The sequence below is a fragment of the Rhodococcoides navarretei genome, from assembly GCF_038069675.1.
GTDB classification, from domain to species: domain Bacteria; phylum Actinomycetota; class Actinomycetes; order Mycobacteriales; family Mycobacteriaceae; genus Rhodococcoides; species Rhodococcoides navarretei.
On record NZ_JBBPCN010000001.1, the window covers coordinates 5092830 to 5108644 of the forward strand.

General features: G+C 65.1%; 17 protein-coding genes. 8 read left to right on the forward strand and 9 right to left on the reverse strand.

The genetic code is table 11. The features are described from left to right. The first annotated feature begins 163 nt into the window (after positions 1-163). The 3 genes from AABD04_RS24060 to AABD04_RS24070 all read left to right on the forward strand — a co-directional run bounded on the left by AABD04_RS24060 (position 164) and on the right by AABD04_RS24070 (position 2882). A complete protein-coding gene (locus tag AABD04_RS24060; RefSeq protein ID WP_341442778.1) occupies positions 164-388 on the forward strand; it encodes a hypothetical protein in 225 nt (74 codons plus the stop codon). 149 nt (positions 389-537) lie between these two features. Then, positions 538-1062, forward strand: coding sequence for a DUF222 domain-containing protein (locus AABD04_RS24065; RefSeq protein ID WP_341442779.1), 525 nt, complete (start codon positions 538-540; stop codon positions 1060-1062). Next, the gene (locus tag AABD04_RS24070) at positions 1059-2882 is read left to right on the forward strand and encodes a hypothetical protein (RefSeq protein WP_341442780.1); all 1824 of its coding nucleotides are present in this window, start codon (positions 1059-1061) and stop codon (positions 2880-2882) included. Before AABD04_RS24065 ends, AABD04_RS24070 begins: the two co-directional genes overlap by 4 nt. On the opposite strand, the gene allB is transcribed toward AABD04_RS24070, so the two are convergent. Genes allB through AABD04_RS24105 form a run of 7 tightly spaced genes read right to left on the reverse strand, consistent with a single transcriptional unit; the run spans position 2879 to position 10317 of the window. Next, entirely contained in the window at positions 2879-4243 is a 1365-nt protein-coding gene (gene allB, locus AABD04_RS24075; RefSeq protein ID WP_341442781.1) for an allantoinase AllB, read from the reverse strand. The genes AABD04_RS24070 and allB overlap by 4 nt on opposite strands. Continuing rightward, positions 4185-5228 carry an allantoicase gene (alc, locus tag AABD04_RS24080; RefSeq protein ID WP_341442782.1) on the reverse strand — a complete coding sequence of 348 codons (1044 nt, stop codon included), beginning with the start codon at positions 5226-5228 and terminating at the stop codon, positions 4185-4187. Before alc ends, allB begins: the two co-directional genes overlap by 59 nt. Next, the gene (locus AABD04_RS24085) at positions 5225-6376 is read right to left on the reverse strand and encodes a glycerate kinase (RefSeq protein WP_341442783.1); all 1152 of its coding nucleotides are present in this window, start codon (positions 6374-6376) and stop codon (positions 5225-5227) included. Before AABD04_RS24085 ends, alc begins: the two co-directional genes overlap by 4 nt. 2 nt (positions 6377-6378) lie before the next feature. Next, positions 6379-8178 carry a glyoxylate carboligase gene (gene gcl, locus AABD04_RS24090; protein ID WP_341442784.1) on the reverse strand — a complete coding sequence of 600 codons (1800 nt, stop codon included), beginning with the start codon at positions 8176-8178 and terminating at the stop codon, positions 6379-6381. 1 nt (position 8179) lies between these two features. Next, positions 8180-9076 carry a 2-hydroxy-3-oxopropionate reductase gene (locus AABD04_RS24095; protein WP_341442785.1) on the reverse strand — a complete coding sequence of 299 codons (897 nt, stop codon included), beginning with the start codon at positions 9074-9076 and terminating at the stop codon, positions 8180-8182. Positions 9077-9084: 8 nt separating this feature from the next. Next, on the reverse strand, positions 9085-9909 hold the full coding sequence (locus AABD04_RS24100) for a hydroxypyruvate isomerase family protein (RefSeq protein WP_341442786.1): 825 nt from the start codon (positions 9907-9909) through the stop codon (positions 9085-9087). Positions 9910-9921: 12 nt separating this feature from the next. Then, positions 9922-10317, reverse strand: a complete 396-nt coding sequence (locus tag AABD04_RS24105) for an allophanate hydrolase-related protein (RefSeq protein WP_341442787.1) — start codon at positions 10315-10317, stop codon at positions 9922-9924. Between the two features lie 243 nt (positions 10318-10560). On the opposite strand from AABD04_RS24105, the gene uraD reads away from it, so the two are divergent. The 5 genes from uraD to AABD04_RS24130 are packed head-to-tail and all read left to right on the forward strand — an operon-like array spanning position 10561 to position 14548. Then, positions 10561-11100 (forward strand): 2-oxo-4-hydroxy-4-carboxy-5-ureidoimidazoline decarboxylase, encoded by a 540-nt coding sequence (gene uraD / locus AABD04_RS24110; protein ID WP_341442788.1) that lies wholly within the window; start codon positions 10561-10563, stop codon positions 11098-11100. Next, positions 11093-11431, forward strand: coding sequence for a hydroxyisourate hydrolase (uraH, locus tag AABD04_RS24115; RefSeq protein ID WP_341442789.1), 339 nt, complete (start codon positions 11093-11095; stop codon positions 11429-11431). The genes uraD and uraH overlap by 8 nt, the downstream gene beginning before the upstream one ends. 5 nt (positions 11432-11436) lie before the next feature. Continuing rightward, positions 11437-12327: a factor-independent urate hydroxylase gene (gene pucL, locus AABD04_RS24120; RefSeq protein ID WP_341442790.1), complete on the forward strand. Its 891-nt coding sequence runs from the start codon at positions 11437-11439 to the stop codon at positions 12325-12327. Positions 12328-12339: 12 nt separating this feature from the next. After that, positions 12340-13740, forward strand: a complete 1401-nt coding sequence (locus AABD04_RS24125; RefSeq protein ID WP_341442791.1) for a nucleobase:cation symporter-2 family protein — start codon at positions 12340-12342, stop codon at positions 13738-13740. Between the two features lie 31 nt (positions 13741-13771). Next, the gene (locus tag AABD04_RS24130; RefSeq protein WP_374639294.1) at positions 13772-14548 is read left to right on the forward strand and encodes an IclR family transcriptional regulator; all 777 of its coding nucleotides are present in this window, start codon (positions 13772-13774) and stop codon (positions 14546-14548) included. Here the strand turns inward: AABD04_RS24130 and AABD04_RS24135 are convergent. Beyond that, a complete protein-coding gene (locus tag AABD04_RS24135) occupies positions 14545-15369 on the reverse strand; it encodes a spermidine synthase (RefSeq protein WP_243609362.1) in 825 nt (274 codons plus the stop codon). The genes AABD04_RS24130 and AABD04_RS24135 overlap by 4 nt on opposite strands. Next, positions 15362-15805, reverse strand: coding sequence for a cupin domain-containing protein (locus AABD04_RS24140; protein WP_341442792.1), 444 nt, complete (start codon positions 15803-15805; stop codon positions 15362-15364). Before AABD04_RS24140 ends, AABD04_RS24135 begins: the two co-directional genes overlap by 8 nt. Between the last annotated feature and the right edge of the window lie 10 nt (positions 15806-15815).

The following is a 15815-nucleotide window of genomic DNA, read 5'->3' on the forward strand; positions in this document are numbered from 1 at the left end:
CTGATGTGAAGGGATTCAGTTGATTCGCGACCTACCTCGGTATCGACGACTGAACCTGTTGGGCGTTGTCCTTCTCGGCACCATGGCTGTGATAGCCACGGTCCAGGTACTCGACCCGACCGATGTTGGCCGAGTACTTGCGCATGTGGCAATCCTTGCCTCCGTGGGCGCGGCCGTTGTGTTCGGAGTCTGCCGCGCGGCCCGCAAGCCCACCTGGCTACTTCCTCGCGTGACGCTCGCCTTCTTCACACTCGGATCCATGGCGTCGCTCGTCGGAGGGAGTTACCTCCCCGTAGCCAACGGAGCGATTCTGGCCGCCATTCTCCCGATGTTCTTGACCGATGGACGGTGGGACAGGCTCTTCGGACACACCCAAGATTCGCACTGATTCTCGAGCCCACGGCAATCGATAGTCGCAGTTCAGAGGGAAAATCACCCTGCTTACGATTCCGTTCATAGTTCTTGTCGGTGGGTCGAGTTACGCTTCTTTCAGTTCGAACAGGCGTTCTTGTTTCGGCTCACCGGGGGGTGAAAAAGATGGGTGCAATACCGACCGTGTCGTTGGAGGCGTTGACCGCCGCCGCACGCGCAGAAAACCGTCAAGCATCTCGCAAGATCACCGCCTGCTATCGCGTGCACTGCGACTGGATCACGCGCGACACCAAGTACAAGCACTACAGCCGGTACGGGCGCACCGAAATGGCAGTGGCGTTGGGTTGCTCGGCCACCGTCGCCGAGGGGTATGTGTCCGTCGGCGTTGCCCTGCATACCCGGCTTCCACTGGTGAAGACCGCGTTCGAGTCCGGCGAGATCGACCTCCCCCGCGTGCGAACGGTGTGCCGGATTCTCGACAACCTCTCCGACGAGATCCTCACGATGGTCGAGGACGAGATCGTCGAAGCAGCGCAACGTAATTCGCCAGGCCGTTGGAGAAGGAGATCTGGGACATCCTGCTACGGGTCGCGCCGGAGGAAGCGGCAGCACTACGGGAGTTCGCGAAACGATTCCGCCATGTTTCCTACAGCCCGGCCGGTGAGTTGGCGCGGATTCGAGCGGAGTTGACCGCACCCGAGGCGGCGGCGGCCTGGCAGCTGCTCGAGGAGATGGCCGACACGCTCTGCCCTAAGGACCCCCGAGGTAAACAGGATCGCTTGTGTGATGCGTTCATGGCGCGGATGCACGGTGAACCCCGGTTGGCATGCCTATGCCAACGTGATGACTGCCCGAAAAAGGATGCGGCATTGCCGGATCGCCGGGTGCCGTTGACGATGATCACCGTCGACATCGGCACCCTCATCGGACTGCTCGCCAACCCCGCGTATCTGGCCGGACACGGATCCATCGATGCGGATCTCGCCCGAGAACTCGCCCGCAACAGTCAGTGGCAGATCCTGCTCACCGAGGCGGTGGCTCTAGCGGAGAAGCTCGGACTGGCAGTCCAGAACCCGGAGACTGGGGAATGGGAAAAGACCTCTGACAGCGAAAAGGAAGAGACCCCAACAGAACCCGAGACGGGAACTGCGACGGACGCAGACGCAGGTGCCAGCGCCGACGCGGACACAGGCGCCGACGCAGGCAGAGACGAAGGCGTGGACTCGGCTGCTGATGCCGCTACGGCTGCACATGGTGATGGGGGAATGGGGTCGGCCACGGATTCGGGCAGGGCGGGTGATCCCTCGACCGAACCGACTTCGGCCAGTACACCTCCACCTACTCCTGCGCGTGCACCGGTGGACACCTCGACACCGGCACCAGCGGCACCGGCAGATGAGGTCGACGAGACAGACGACGTCGGGGAAAACGGTGAGTCCGACGAGTCCGACGAGTCCGCGCCCATCTCTGCGACCGACCCGTCGGCAACTCCTGACGAGGGTGCCGCCGATCCCGTGCGGAAGCACGCAGCAACACGTGCAGGGTCACCGGTGACCGACCCGTCAGCGGCGGCAAAGTCTCACACCAACCCAGAGGCAGCCGCATCGTCTGAACCCGCGACAGCATCGCAATCACCTGGTCCACGGACATCGCCGGCACCTGATATCGCACCGAGCTGTTCGGAATCACTCTCGTCCACAACACCATCCGGCTCCACGACATCGGGCTCTGCAGCATCCGGTCCGACGTCAGCCGAAACCCCGGCACCAGGAACAGGATCCGCTCCGGCCAGCGACAACCCACACCGACGTCGGCTGGGATCACTGACCTCTGCCGCAGCATTGTTCTGCACCCACACCCCCGTCGGCCGGGGCACACGGCACAGCTCTGCCCTCGACCTGCCGACCCTGAATTCCGCCCACGCAGACCTCGGTCGTCCGGGCAACCGCAGCGGCTGTACAGCCAGGGGCCTCTACCTCGGCACCGCATCGCTGGCCGCAGCACTCGAAGCCGCCATCGCCGCCGACCCCACCCTCGGAAAGTCCGTCGCACGCGACCCGCTGACCGACCGAGCCCTGATCTACCGGCCCGACGCCCTCACCACCGCCGCCGTCCGCCTGCGCGACCGACACTGCCGCTTCCCTGGCTGTCACCGCCCCGCCGCACGCTGCCAACTCGACCACATCAATCCCTTCGACCACACCAACCCACTCGGCGGCGGCTGGACCACCGTCAACAACCTGCAATGCCTGTGCGAGTTCCACCACTCCGTCAAAACCGCCGGCTACTGGACAGCCGTCATGCTCCCCGGCGGGGCGATACTGTGGACCTCCATCTCGAAGACCACCCGAATCACCCTGCCCGCCAACGGCACCGCAGTACCCATCCTCGGCAACGACCTGAGACCACACATCCCCACCAAACCGAGACGATCCGGCATCATCGCCTACCCCGACCCACCCGACAACGAACAACCCGAGGCAGACGACACGGCACCACCGCCGTTCTAGTCGCGCACCAGCAGACACCCGGTCGAGGTTTCAGTACCTGCGATCCACGACCGTCGCACCACACCCGACAAGCCCAGTCGATCGTAGGCAGTCACCGGGTTGCGGTGGTACAGCTGCGCAACGTCGACTGTGAATTTCTCGTCGGGTGCGAACACCACAAGGTCTGCAGCACTGCCGATTTCGATGCGACCACGGTCGACCATACCTACCTGATCGGCGGTGTTCGTTGCCATCCACCGCACGATGTCGGTCAGCGCGAACCCACGGGCACGTGCCTCGGTCCACACCGCAGCCAGTGACACCTGCAGCGACGCGATCCCACCCCACGCGTCACCGAAGTCTCCGGTGTCGAACCTCTTCAGATCCGGAGTGCAAGGGGAGTGGTCGGTGACGATGGTGTCGATCGTGCCGTCGCGCAAACCCTGCCACAGCGCCTCTCGATTCCCGGCCTCGCGGATCGGCGGGCAACACTTGAACTGCGTCGCGCCCGCCGGGACGGCCTCGGCATCGAAACACAGGTAGTGCGGACATGTTTCGACGGTCACCCGCACGCCGTCTCGCTTCGCCGCCGCAATCATCGGTAGCGCGTCCGCGCTCGACAGATGCAGAATGTGCACCCGGCACCCCGTCTGTCGAGACAATTCGATCACCTGCTCGATGGCACGGTTCTCGGCCGCACGGGGACGCGATTCCAAGAAGCCCGAGTACTCACGGCCTGTCGCCGCCGGTGCCTCGGCGATCACCTCGGCGTTCTCGGCGTGCACGATCATCAGCCCGTCGAACGACGCGATCTCGATCAGAGCCTTCTCCAACTCCGGCAGCGTCAGCGGCGGAAACTCGTCCACTCCCGACGCGAGCAGGAAGCACTTGAAACCGAAGACACCCGCATCGTGCAGCGGACGCAGCTGATCGACGTTCCCTGGCACGGCCCCGCCCCAGAATCCGACGTTCACCAACGACTGATCCGCCGCCACCCTGCGCTTGATCTCCAACGCGGCGACGTCGACCGTCGGAGGAATGCTGTTGAGCGGCATGTCGACGATGGTGGTGATGCCACCCGCCGCGGCCGCCCGGGTGGCACTGGCAAAACCTTCCCACTCGGTGCGCCCCGGCTCGTTGACGTGCACGTGGGTATCGACCACACCCGGCAGCAGCACCTCGTCCGGCCCGAGCTCGACCACCGTCGCCGCAGACACGCGCGCATCCAGGGAGTCGATAGCCACGATCCGGCCGTCGGACACGGAGATCGACGCCGCGACCTCGTGTCCACCGATCACCGCACGAGCAGCGCGAACGACCAGATCAGACTGCACTGGAGACACTCTGGAGCTCCGAGGACTTCCACGCGATGTCTGCCGCATCGAGGGCTTCGGCGTCGAGTTCACCGAACAGCCGCAACCGGGACAGTCCACCGTCGGGGTACACGTCCAATCGCAGGTGTGTGTACGCGTCGGACTCGTTCAGCAAGAAGCGGTGACGCGTATCCGGTTGGACGGCGGTGCGGGGCAGAATCTCGCTCCATGCCGTCGGGTCCGTGATGTGTCGGCGACGAGAATCGATGGCACTGAGTCGGATCCACCCCGGTGCGTTACCGACGTAGTAGCTCGTATCGACCTCGACGTGGCGCGGGGCACCGGGTGAGGCGAGCGCGAACACGGCGAAGTCGTTGCCGCCGTTGCGTCGACGCGAATTCTCCCAGCCTTCACCCATGTTGCGGGCCCGCCCGGGCAGGATGATGTTGGCGGGTGAGGAGTAGAACGCATCGGAGCAGTCGGTGAGCCGCGCGCCGTTTTCAGCCGCGAGCAGATCGACAGTGCCGGCGAGGAACCGTGGATCCTGTACCACCTGTCCGTGCACGCGGAATCGCGCAACGCCGCCGTCGGGGTAGATCGACAGGCGCACGTGCGTCCACCGGTGCCGATCGGCTACCGCGTACGTGTTCGCGGTGTCACCGGCTGCGGGGGACTTGTCGACGATGGTGTGCCAATCTGCCTTCAGCACATCCTCGATGGACGGGTAACCCTCGATCGACGCGGCCTCGACGGACACGATCGGCGGATAGTTGCCGGTGAAGTGAGCGGTGTCGACGACGACGCCGTGCACGATCCCCGGCGAGCCCAGTCGCACGATCGCCCAGTCGTGACCGCCTTCGTCGCGACGACGACGAGTCTCCCACCCGTCGTACACCTTTCCCTTGTGGCCGAAGTCCGCGGGATCGAACAGCGGAGCGTCGGGCTTGATCAGGTTCTCGCGCTGGGCGAACAACTCGTCGTTCGCCGTGGAGACGCTGCCGCCGAGCGCCCGAGAAGCAAGATCGGTCAGCGTGGTGAAGTTCGTAGTGGTCATGAAGTTCCTTCCAAAATGTGAGTGGTGGCCAAGGTTCGGCCGACCTCGTGCAACAACCTGGCGGCATCGCGCATCGAGATTCGTGGGTCCGGCTCCACGTCGGACAGCGCATAGGAGGCGGTGATTCCGTAGGGGCGCAACCGATCGATACCGATGACGCTGCGACCCGCCACGGTGATCACCGGAACACCCGCTGCGAGTGCGGCCTGCGCGACACCGATCGGGGCCTTCCCGTGCAGGCTCTGCTCGTCCAACGAGCCCTCGCCGGTGACGACCACATCCGCCGACGCCACAGCGCTACCGAAGTCGATCAGCTCGAGGACGGTCTCGATACCGGGCTTGGCCACTGCTCCGAGTACAGCGATGGCTCCGAACGCCGTGCCGCCGGCCGCCCCGGTGCCAGCAATGCCGCTGACGTCCCGCCCGATTGCGTTGCGCACCAGATGCGCCCACTGTCGCATCCCGTGTTCGAGGTACAGCAGCTCCTGCGGTCCGGCACCCTTCTGTGGGCCGTACACCGCTGCGGCTCCGGTGACACCGAGCAACGGATTGTCGACATCGCAGGCCAACTCGAACATCGCGTTCCGAGCCGACGGCAGCACGCCGCTCAGATCCAGCTGGACCGCGCCGCGTAGGGCACCGCCACCGAGCGGAACGTCGTTGCCGTCGGCATCGAGGATGCGCGCACCCAGTGCCGTGAGCATTCCCGCGCCGCCGTCGGTGGATGCGCTACCCCCGAGCCCGACGACGATGCGCCGCGCACCTGAAACAGACCCGGCACCGGCCTCGAGGGCGTGCGCGATGACCGTACCCAGCCCGAATGTGTTCGCCCCCAACGCGTCCGGAGTACCTCCGGGCAGCAGCTCGAGACCGACCGCCGAGGCGAGTTCGACGACGGCAGTATCGCCACGACGGGCATACGACGTATCGACCGGTTCACCGGTCGGGCCCGTGCAGGTCACCGGCACTCGGTCCCACCCGGCGGCGACGGCAGCGTCGACGGTGCCGTCACCCCCATCGGCGACGGGCAGGCACACCGTCTCGAGCGACGAATCGACCGAGAGCATCCCCGATGCCAACGCCCGAGCGACCTCCGCCGCCGACAGCGAGCCCTTGAACTTGTCCGGGGACAGCAGAATTCGCGTCATCTCTAGTCCAGCAGGAGCAGTGCGGTGGGCGCGTCCGCCGACGTGTTGGCCAGTTCCTCGAACTCACCGACGTTGTCGATCTCGGTGCCCATCGAGATGTTGGTGACCCGCTCGAGGATGATCTCCACGACGACAGGAACCTTGTGCTCGTTGGCAAGAGTTCGAGCCCGCACCAGCGTCTCGCCGATCAGGTCGGGCTCGGTGACCCGAAGCGCTTTGCAGCCCAGTCCTTCTGCCACCTGCACGTGGTCGACGCCGTAGCCTTTGGGGATACCGGGCTGAGTGTCCAACGTGTCCTGATGGTTGATGTTGTCGAATCCCAGTTGCACACAGAAGTCCATGTCGAAGGCACGCTGCGCCTGCCGGATCAAGCCGAGGTACGAGTTGTTCACCACCACATGCACGTACGGAAGATTGAACTGCGCACCGACGGCCAGCTCTTCGATCATGAACTGGAAGTCGTAATCACCGGACAGTGCAACGACATTCGCCTTGGGATCGGCCGCGACCGCCCCGAGCGCCGCGGGAATCGTCCAGCCGAGCGGACCGGCCTGCCCGCAGTTGATCCAGTTGCGAGGGGAGTAGACGTGCAGGAACTGACCGCCCGCGATCTGCGAGAGCCCGATAGTGCTGATGTACCGGGTGTCCCGGTCGAAGACCTTGTTCATCTCCTCGTAGACGCGCTGCGGCTTGATCGGCACGTTGTCGAAGTGGGTGCGTCGGTGCATCGTGCGCTTACGGGTCGCGCAGTCCTCGACCCAGCCCGAGAGATCACGCAGTGTGCCTGCCGCCCGCCGCTCCTCGGCGACGGCCACGAACTGCTCGAGCGCGGCCTTGGCGTCGGAGATGATGCCGTAGTCGGGTGCGAAGACGCGTCCGATCTGGGTCGGCTCGATGTCGACGTGGACGAACTTCCGGCCCTTACGGTAGGTGTCCAAGCCCCCGGTATGCCGGTTGGCCCAACGGTTTCCGATGCCGAGCACGAAGTCCGAGGCCAACATGGTCGCGTTTCCGTACCGGTGCGCGGTCTGCAGACCGACCATGCCCGCCGCGAGACGGTGGTCGTCGGGGATGGTGCCCCAGCCCATCAGCGTCGGGATGACGGGCACGTCGAGGATCTCGGCGAGCTGCACCAACAGGTCCGACGCATCGGCGTTGATGATGCCGCCGCCGGCCACGATCAACGGGCGCTCGGCAGCCAGCAGCATGTCGATCGCCTTCTCGGCCTGAGCGCGTGAGGCGGCAGGCTTGTGCACGGGCAGCGACTGGTACGTCTCGGGATCGAAGTCGATCTCGGCCAGCTGGACGTCGATGGGAAGGTCGATCAGCACCGGTCCCGGACGGCCGGAGCGCATCAGGTGGAACGCCTGCGCAAACGCGCCGGGGACCTGGGCCGGCTCGAGGACGGTCATCGCCATCTTGGTCACCGGCGCCGCGATCGACGCGATGTCGACGGCCTGGAAGTCCTCCTTGTGCAGCCGCGCGACCGGAGCCTGGCCGGTGATGGCGAGGATCGGAATCGAGTCCGCCATGGCCGAATACAGCCCGGTGATCATGTCGGTGCCGGCCGGACCGGAGGTACCGATACAGATGCCGATGTTGCCCGGTGCGGCCCGGGTGAAGCCCTCCGCCATGTGCGAGGCACCTTCGACGTGGCGGGCCAGCACATGGCGGATGCCACCGTGATTGCGCATCGACGCGTAGAACGGGTTGATCGCTGCACCGGGCAAGCCGAATACGGTTGTTGCACCTTCGAGTTCGAGAATCTTCACTGCGGCATCGGCCGCGCGCATCTTGGCCATATCAGTTGTCCTTGTTTGTGATCGGGGAACCCGAGAGCCGAGCGACACCGCGGTACAGCGCCGAATGATCGAGTCCACCATCACCGTTGGCGCGGGCGGAGGCCATCAGCTGTGCCAGCACCGCGCCCATGGGAATCACGACTCCCGCTTCACGCGCAGCCGAGGTGACGATGCCGAGATCCTTGTGGTGCAGGTCGATACGGAACCCGGGCTCGAACGAGCGGTCGAGCATCTTCTGGGCCTTCTGGTTCAGCACGGCCGAACCGGCGAGGCCGCCGCCGAGAACCTCCACCGACGCAGCCAGATCGACGCCGTAGGCCTCGAGGAACGCGATCGCCTCGGCGAGCACCTGAATGTTGCCGGCCACGATCAGCTGGTTGGCCGCCTTGACCGTCTGTCCGGATCCGTTCGGACCCACGTGTACGACGGTCTTGCCGACGACGTCGAGAATCGGCTTGGCCGTGGCGAAGTCGTCCGCGCTGCCGCCGACCATGATCGACAGCGTCGCGTTCTCGGCTCCGGCCTGGCCACCGGAGACCGGGGCATCGAGGATCCGGAAGCCGCGCGCTGTCGCGTCGGCGGCCAAGGTGGCGGTGACGTCGGGACGGATGCTGGAGAAGTCGATGATCAGCGCGTCGCGTCGAGCATTGTCGAACACACCGCCCTCACCGGCGAGAACGTCCTGCACATCGGGGGAGTCGGGGACCATGATCGCGACGATGTCGGCGTCGTGGACGGCCTTGGCGATCGAATCGGCAGCGGTGCCGCCTGCCTCGATCAGAGGACCCGTGCGATCGGGGGTCAGGTTGTAGCCGACCACCTGGTGGCCCGCCTTCGCGAGGTGAACGGACATGGGACTGCCCATGATTCCGAGGCCGATGAATGCAATGGTGCTCATGAGAATCCTTACTTGGTAGTGGTGGCCAGTTCGAGCCACGCGAACGGATCCGGCTGGGTGGCTTTGTATTCGAGTCCGACGTAGCCGTCGTAACCCCGTTCGGCGAGGCCGGCGAGCTGTCCGCCGAGGTCGAGCGTGCCGGTGCCCGGTTCTCCGCGGCCGGGGGAATCGGCGATCTGTACATGCCCGATCAGGTCGTGGTGGGCCTCGAGTGCAGCAGCGACGGCGTCTCCGTTGACGGCGAGGTGGTACAGGTCGGCCAACAGGCGCAGGTTGTGTACGTCCTGCTCGCGGGCCACGCGTCGGATGGTGGCGACGGCTCCGGCCGCAGACTTCAGCGGGTATGCGGGTGCACCGCTCACCGGCTCGACCAGTACGACCGCACCGATGGTCGCGGCTGCCTTCGCGGCTGTGGCCAGGTTCTCGATCGCCACCTCGTCCTGCTCGATCGGGTCGACGCCACCGATGCGGTTCCCGTACAGGGCGTTGAAGGCCCGGGTACCCAGCCGCTCGCCGATACCCACGGTCACGTCGATGTTGTCGCGAAACGCCTGCACCTGCGCCGGATCGGAGAGAATTCCGCGGTCACCGGCGGGCATATCTCCCGCGGCGAAGTTCAGGCCGGTGAGCTGTACGCCCGCATCCCGGACGGAGGACACGAATGCATCGACGTCGGCATCGGACGGGACCGGGTTCGAGAACGGCCACCAGAATTCGACGGCGTCGAAGCCGGCATCTTTGGCACGCTGCGGGCGATCGAGCAGGGGCACATCGGTGAAGAGAATGGAACAGTTGACGGTGTAACGGAGTCGAGAATCAGCAAAGATATTCATGCACAGTGCCTTTCAGTTCTGAGGTTGCGGCAGTCCGCGGTACCTGCGCCAGCTGCCTGCGTAGGTGATGTCGGTCAGCTCGTCCGGCTGCGCGTCGAGCACCCCGGGGCGGAGGCCGACGCCCAGGACCGAGCGCCCGTCCTCGAGCGCAACCACGGTGAGCTCGAGCTCCGGTGGTTCGTCCGGGAGGAACGCCGTACGTAGGTCGTCCAGCGGAATGTCGTACAACTCGCCCTCGATGGCCGCGCCTGCGGTGTGATCGAGCAGCAGCGCCGGAAACTCGTCACGTACCGAGAAGAACCGGTAACTCGGGGTGGTGCGCACGGTCCCCACGAACGGGTGGGACGAGACGTTGTGATGCAGGCTGCCGCCGCGCATGGCACCACCGTTACAGAAAAGCTCCGTCATGAAGTCGTTCCTCTCGGGCTCGAACGGGCCGGACTGGTCGATGCAGAAAGTCCGTATTGTGGAATATGAATTCCGCTTGATGGTTCGAGTGTGGCGTGGGCCACGCGGATCTGTCAAGACCCGACTGCGCGGACGACCAAGACGGAGCGCCCAATGACCCAGTGCAGCAACACCTCAGAGGTCGATGCGGATCGGTCGAGATCAGCCCTTGACACGTGATGTGATCGGTGTCACGCTCGTTTGGTGGAATCATCATTTCGTAATGCGGAACCAGACACATCCGGGGTCGTCGACGATCTGAACGCGGCCACCGAGGCCGACGCGGCACGCACACTCTCGCTCTGCCTCGACGTGCCTCGCTGGGTCGAGGGAGTTCTGAGCGCCCGACCGTTCACCGACGTTCCGGCCCTGCGCCACGCCGTTCATCACGCTGCCGCACCATTGACAGCCGAAGAGGTGCGTCGAGCGCTCGCCGTGCATCCGCGCATCGGCGAGAAGCCCGACAATCACGATGCGAGTGCGGACTACGCGAGCGCCGAACAATCCGGCGTCGACATCTCCGACGCGAGTGTCGAACAGCGGCTACGAGCGGGAAATCTGGCCTACGAGGACCGTTTCGGGCAGGTGTTTCTGATCAGGGCGGCCGGCCGCGACGCCCATGCAGTTCTCGACGCTCTGCAGAGCAGGCTCGACAACGACCCCGAGACCGAGGCCGTCGTCGTCGAACACGAACTGCGGGAGATCGCCGAGATTCGTGCAACCGGAAGTCTCGGCGATGCCTGACCCGAGGAGCCATGTGACCGCCCACGTACTCGATTCGGCGAGAGGTGTTCCTGCGCAGGGACTCTCGATTTCCCTTACCGATTCCCACGGCACCGCGGTGGCCGAGGCGGTAACCGACGAACAGGGCCGAGTCTCGTCGCTCGGGCCGAGAGAATTGACGCCGGGAACCTACCGCCTCACCTTCGCCACCGGTGCGTACTTCGCAGCGCAGCACATCGAGTGCTTCCACCCCGAGGTGATCGTCACCTTCGAGATCACCGCACCCGATCAGCACTACCACGTCCCACTTCTGTTGAGTCCGTTCGCTTTCACCACCTATCGAGGGAGCTAGAACCCATGACCATCGTGCTCGGAGCAAACCAGTACGGAAAAGCCGAATGCAGACTCGTCCGCATCGACCGCGAGACTCCTCGCCACCGCATCACCGACGTCAGCGTCACCTCGCAGCTGCGCGGCGACCTCGAGGCAGTGCACACCGAGGGCGACAACGCCCACGTCGTTGCCACCGATACCCAGAAGAACACCGTGTACGCGTTCGCGCGGGACGGCATCGGGGCGATCGAGAACTTCGCCCTCCGTCTCGGCGCGCATTTCACCGACAGCTTCGACTGGATCACCGGCGGTCGCTGGGAAGTCGAGCAGTACTGCTGGTCGCGTATCGCGAACGGGGAAGACGGCTACGACCATTCCTTCGTCAAGGCGAGCGACGAGAAGCGGAACACCATCGTCACTGTCGACGGCGACGACATCTCCATCGTCTCCGGAATCAGCGACCTCGTGGTCCTCAATTCCACGGCGTCGGAGTTCTGGGGTTACCCGAAGGATCGCTACACCACGCTGAAGGAAACCACCGACCGAATCCTCGCCACCTCGGTCAGCGCCCGCTGGCGGTACCTCACCACCGAGCTGGACTTCGACAAGACCTTCGACGACGTCCGTTCCATCATGCTCGACGCCTTCGCGTCCACTCACTCTCTTGCGTTGCAGCAGAGCCTGTTCCAGATGGGCAAGCAGGTACTCGAAGCGCACCCGGAAATCGGCGAGATCAAGTTCTCGATGCCCAACATCCACCACTTCCTCGTCGACCTGGAGCCGTTCGGACTCGAAAACCCCGGTGAGGTCTTCTACGTCGCGGATCGTCCCTACGGCCTGATCGAGGCCACGGTGGAACGCGACGACGCCCCGGACGCAGGCCGCGCCTGGGATACCGTTCCCGGATTCTGCTAGGAGCGCCCGGCCATGAAGCTGACGAAACGCACGGCGACCAAGACCCATGCGCCGCACGACCCCGCCCGTCCCGAGGACGAGCGGTTGTCGATCGGCAGGTCGTACGTCTACGGATTGCAGCACATCCTGACGATGTACGGCGGAGTCATCGCACCACCCCTGATCGTCGGTGGCGCTGCGGGACTGACCGGAACCGAGATCGCACTGCTGGTCTCGGCCGCACTGTTCGTCAGTGGAGCGGCCACCTTGCTGCAAACCCTCGGAGTGCCGTACTTCGGCGCAAAACTCCCTTTGGTGCAGGGTATTTCGTTCGCATCGGTGTCGACGATGGTGGCCATCGCGAGCGGTCCGGGCGGACTCAACTCGGTGTTCGGTGCCATCATCGCCGCCGGTGCCATCGGCATCCTCATCACCCCGTTCTTCAGCAAGATCGTGCGCTTCTTCCCACCGGTCGTAACCGGCACGATCATCACCGTCATCGGCATCTCGCTACTGCCCGTTGCGGTTCGGTGGGCGATGGGCGGTGATCAGCAGGCCACCGACTGGGGCTCGATGTCCAACATCGGGCTCGCGGCCTTCAGCCTCGTGGTGGTTCTGCTCGTCAGCCGATTGGTGCAGGGCACGCTCTCGCGACTGTCGATTCTGATCGGCATCGTGGTCGGCACTGTCTTCGCCGTCCTCGTCGGCAAGGCCGACTTCTCCGGTGTGGGTGACGGTGCCATCTTCAGCCTCCCCGAACCGTTCGCGTTCGGAGCACCGACCTTCCAGATCGCGGCGATCCTGTCGATGGTGGTCGTCATCCTGGTGATCATGACCGAGACCACGGCGGACATCCTGGCCGTCGGTGAGATCGTGGGCACCGACGTCGACGCCCGACGCGTCGGCGACGGCCTGCGCGCGGACATGGTCGCCACCACCATCGCGCCCGTGTTCGGCACCTTCCCGGCCAGTGCCTTCGCGCAGAATGTCGGCCTGGTGGCGGTCACCGGAATCAAGAGTCGCTACGTCGTCGCGGCCGGCGGCTCGGTACTGCTGTTCCTCGGCCTCTTTCCCATCCTCGGGTTGGTCGTCGCATCGGTTCCGCTACCGGTGCTCGGCGACGCGGGCATCGTGCTGTTCGGCTCGGTGGCCGCCAGCGGAATCAGGACGCTCTCCAAGGTGGAGTTCGACGGCAACCTGAACCTCGTCATCGTGGCGGTAGCCATCGGCTTCGGTGTCATCCCCATCGCCGTACCGGGCTTCTACGCCGCGTTCCCCGACTGGGTGCACGTGGTGCTCGACTCGGGCATCAGCGCCGCGAGCATCGTGGCCGTCGTGCTGAACATACTGTTCAACGTCATCACCAGAGGCCAGAAACCCTCTCCCTCGGTGGTGACCGCAGCACCACCGGTGGCGACGCGGCATCACCAGTAGTGTTCTATCGAGATCGGTAGAAGCTACGAGCATGCGAGGTGGGACTGTGGCGGCAGGTGGCGGGGTGCAGTCCGTGGAGCGCGCGTTCGAGCTGCTCGACATCATGGCCGCCTCGGGAGGATCCATCGGGATCAGCGAACTGGCCGAGGGCACCGATCTGCCGATGCCGACCGTGCACCGACTGGTCGGGACCCTGGTCTCCCTCGGCTATGTCCGACGGCTGCCGTCCCGGCGATATGCATTGGGCACCAAGCTCATTCGCCTGGGCGACAGCGCGTCCAAGCTCATCGGGGGATGGGCAAAACCCTACCTCGCCGAGCTGGTCCGGATCACCCACGAGACCTCGAACATGGCCTTTCTCGAGGACGACATGGCGGTCTACGTCGCGCAGGTGCCGTCCGAACACGCCATGCGGATGTTCAACGAGGTCGGTCAGCGAGTGTTGCCGCATTCCACCGGTGTCGGCAAGGCTCTGCTGTCACAACTGGACGATGACGCCGTCCGCGCGATCGTCGGCCGGCTCGGCATGGCCCCTCGCACCGTCAACACCATCACCACCCTCGATGCGTTGCTCGAGGATCTCGCACTGATCCGCGAACGCGGGTACGCCATCGACGACGGTGAGCAGGAGGTGGGAGTGCGCTGCTTCGCGGTGCCGGTGATCGGTGCACCGACGCTCACGGCGATGTCCATCGCTGGGCCCACCGCCCGGGTGACACTGGAGTCGGCCGAGCAGTTCGTACCCCTGTTGATCTCGGCCGCCGAGCGACTGGCGAAAGATCTCGCGGGCAACAACCCAGCGCCTTAATCTTTCAACACTCTCGCATCCCGAGCGAAGGTCTCGACCTGCTCGGTCAGCCACACGTGCGCCGGAACCGCGCCGCCGAGTAGTTCGCGAGCCAAGGACGGGGAATCCCCGATCGGGACGTCGCTGCCGGCGATGATGATGTTCCCGTAACGCCTGCCCTTGAGCATCGCCGGATCGGCGACGATCGCCAGATGCGAGAAGACGCTACGAAGAGTCGCCGCCTCCTGCTTCGCGAGCGAGAGATCGCGTCGATCACCGCAATTGACGACGTACATGCCGCCGGGGGAGAGGACGCGTCGAACATGCTCGGTGAACTCGGCAGTCAGTAGCGGCTCCGGAGTGACCGCTCCCGCGAACACATCTCGCACGATCAGGTCGCGACTGTTCTCGCTCAGCGTCTCGGTGACCGCCCGTGCCTCACCGACGCGGATGCGGAGCAGCGGTGCTCGTGGCAGGTCGAACCACTCGCGCACCAGCTCCGAGAGCTTCCCGTCGAGCTCCACGACCACCTGACGTGCACCGGGAAACTCTGCGGTGAACGAGCGCGCCAACGTGCATGCCCCACCTCCGAGGTGCAGCGCTCGCAATGGAAAGCTCGAATCCCACTGCGCTCGAACCAGTCCGGAGATCCACCGCATGTACTCGAATTCGAGCACGGTGGGGTCGTTCATGTCGATGTGCGAACTCGGGACGTCGTTGACGTTGACGACCCACCCGTCGTCCGAGAACGTGTCACGGACCAATTCGCAGGTGCCCGAATCGATTTCGAACACCCCGGGCTGCAGAGAGCCGGCGGACGCCGTCGCCCGCTTCCTACCCATTACCGGACCCCTCGAGCTCGAAGTCCTCGAAATCGAATCCGGGGGTGACGGTGCAGCTGACCAGACTCGGCTCGTCACCCACCGGCCGCGCTCGCTGCCACACCGACGGCGGCACGATCTGCTGCGGCGAGTCCGGCCCGACCAGCAGCGAGGTCACAAATCCCGGCTCGCCCCCTCCGCCGCCGAGGTCCAGCTGCACGGGGCTGCCGCGGTGGTAGAGCCACATCTCGGTGCCACGAACGGTGTGCCAGGCCGACTGCTGACCGGGCATGAGCAGGAACAGAATTGCCGTCCCGGCCGCACGTGGCCCCGGGTAGCCGTCGGGCAGAGATGCCTGTGGAATCGTCACGTCGCTGCGCCACGTCTCGCGAAACCAACCACCCTCCGGATGGGGTGCAAGGTCCAGGCTCTGAGCCCAGTCGGGCAGCGACGTCATGGACGCAACC

Excerpts from the sequence above, each read along its gene's own strand:
- AABD04_RS24065 (WP_341442779.1), top strand. The coding sequence starts at position 538 with ATGGGTGCAATACCGACCGTGTCGTTGGAGGCGTTGACCGCCGCCGCA.
- allB (WP_341442781.1), bottom strand. The coding sequence starts at position 4,243 with ATGCGGCAGACATCGCGTGGAAGTCCTCGGAGCTCCAGAGTGTCTCCA.
- alc (WP_341442782.1), bottom strand. The coding sequence starts at position 5,228 with ATGACCACTACGAACTTCACCACGCTGACCGATCTTGCTTCTCGGGCG.
- AABD04_RS24085 (WP_341442783.1), bottom strand. The coding sequence starts at position 6,376 with ATGACGCGAATTCTGCTGTCCCCGGACAAGTTCAAGGGCTCGCTGTCG.
- gcl (WP_341442784.1), bottom strand. The coding sequence starts at position 8,178 with ATGGCCAAGATGCGCGCGGCCGATGCCGCAGTGAAGATTCTCGAACTC.
- AABD04_RS24095 (WP_341442785.1), bottom strand. The coding sequence starts at position 9,076 with ATGAGCACCATTGCATTCATCGGCCTCGGAATCATGGGCAGTCCCATG.
- AABD04_RS24100 (WP_341442786.1), bottom strand. The coding sequence starts at position 9,909 with ATGAATATCTTTGCTGATTCTCGACTCCGTTACACCGTCAACTGTTCC.
- AABD04_RS24105 (WP_341442787.1), bottom strand. The coding sequence starts at position 10,317 with ATGACGGAGCTTTTCTGTAACGGTGGTGCCATGCGCGGCGGCAGCCTG.
- uraH (WP_341442789.1), top strand. The coding sequence starts at position 11,093 with ATGCCTGACCCGAGGAGCCATGTGACCGCCCACGTACTCGATTCGGCG.
- pucL (WP_341442790.1), top strand. The coding sequence starts at position 11,437 with ATGACCATCGTGCTCGGAGCAAACCAGTACGGAAAAGCCGAATGCAGA.
- AABD04_RS24125 (WP_341442791.1), top strand. The coding sequence starts at position 12,340 with ATGAAGCTGACGAAACGCACGGCGACCAAGACCCATGCGCCGCACGAC.
- AABD04_RS24130 (WP_374639294.1), top strand. The coding sequence starts at position 13,772 with ATGCGAGGTGGGACTGTGGCGGCAGGTGGCGGGGTGCAGTCCGTGGAG.
- AABD04_RS24135 (WP_243609362.1), bottom strand. The coding sequence starts at position 15,369 with ATGGGTAGGAAGCGGGCGACGGCGTCCGCCGGCTCTCTGCAGCCCGGG.
- AABD04_RS24140 (WP_341442792.1), bottom strand. The coding sequence starts at position 15,805 with ATGACGTCGCTGCCCGACTGGGCTCAGAGCCTGGACCTTGCACCCCAT.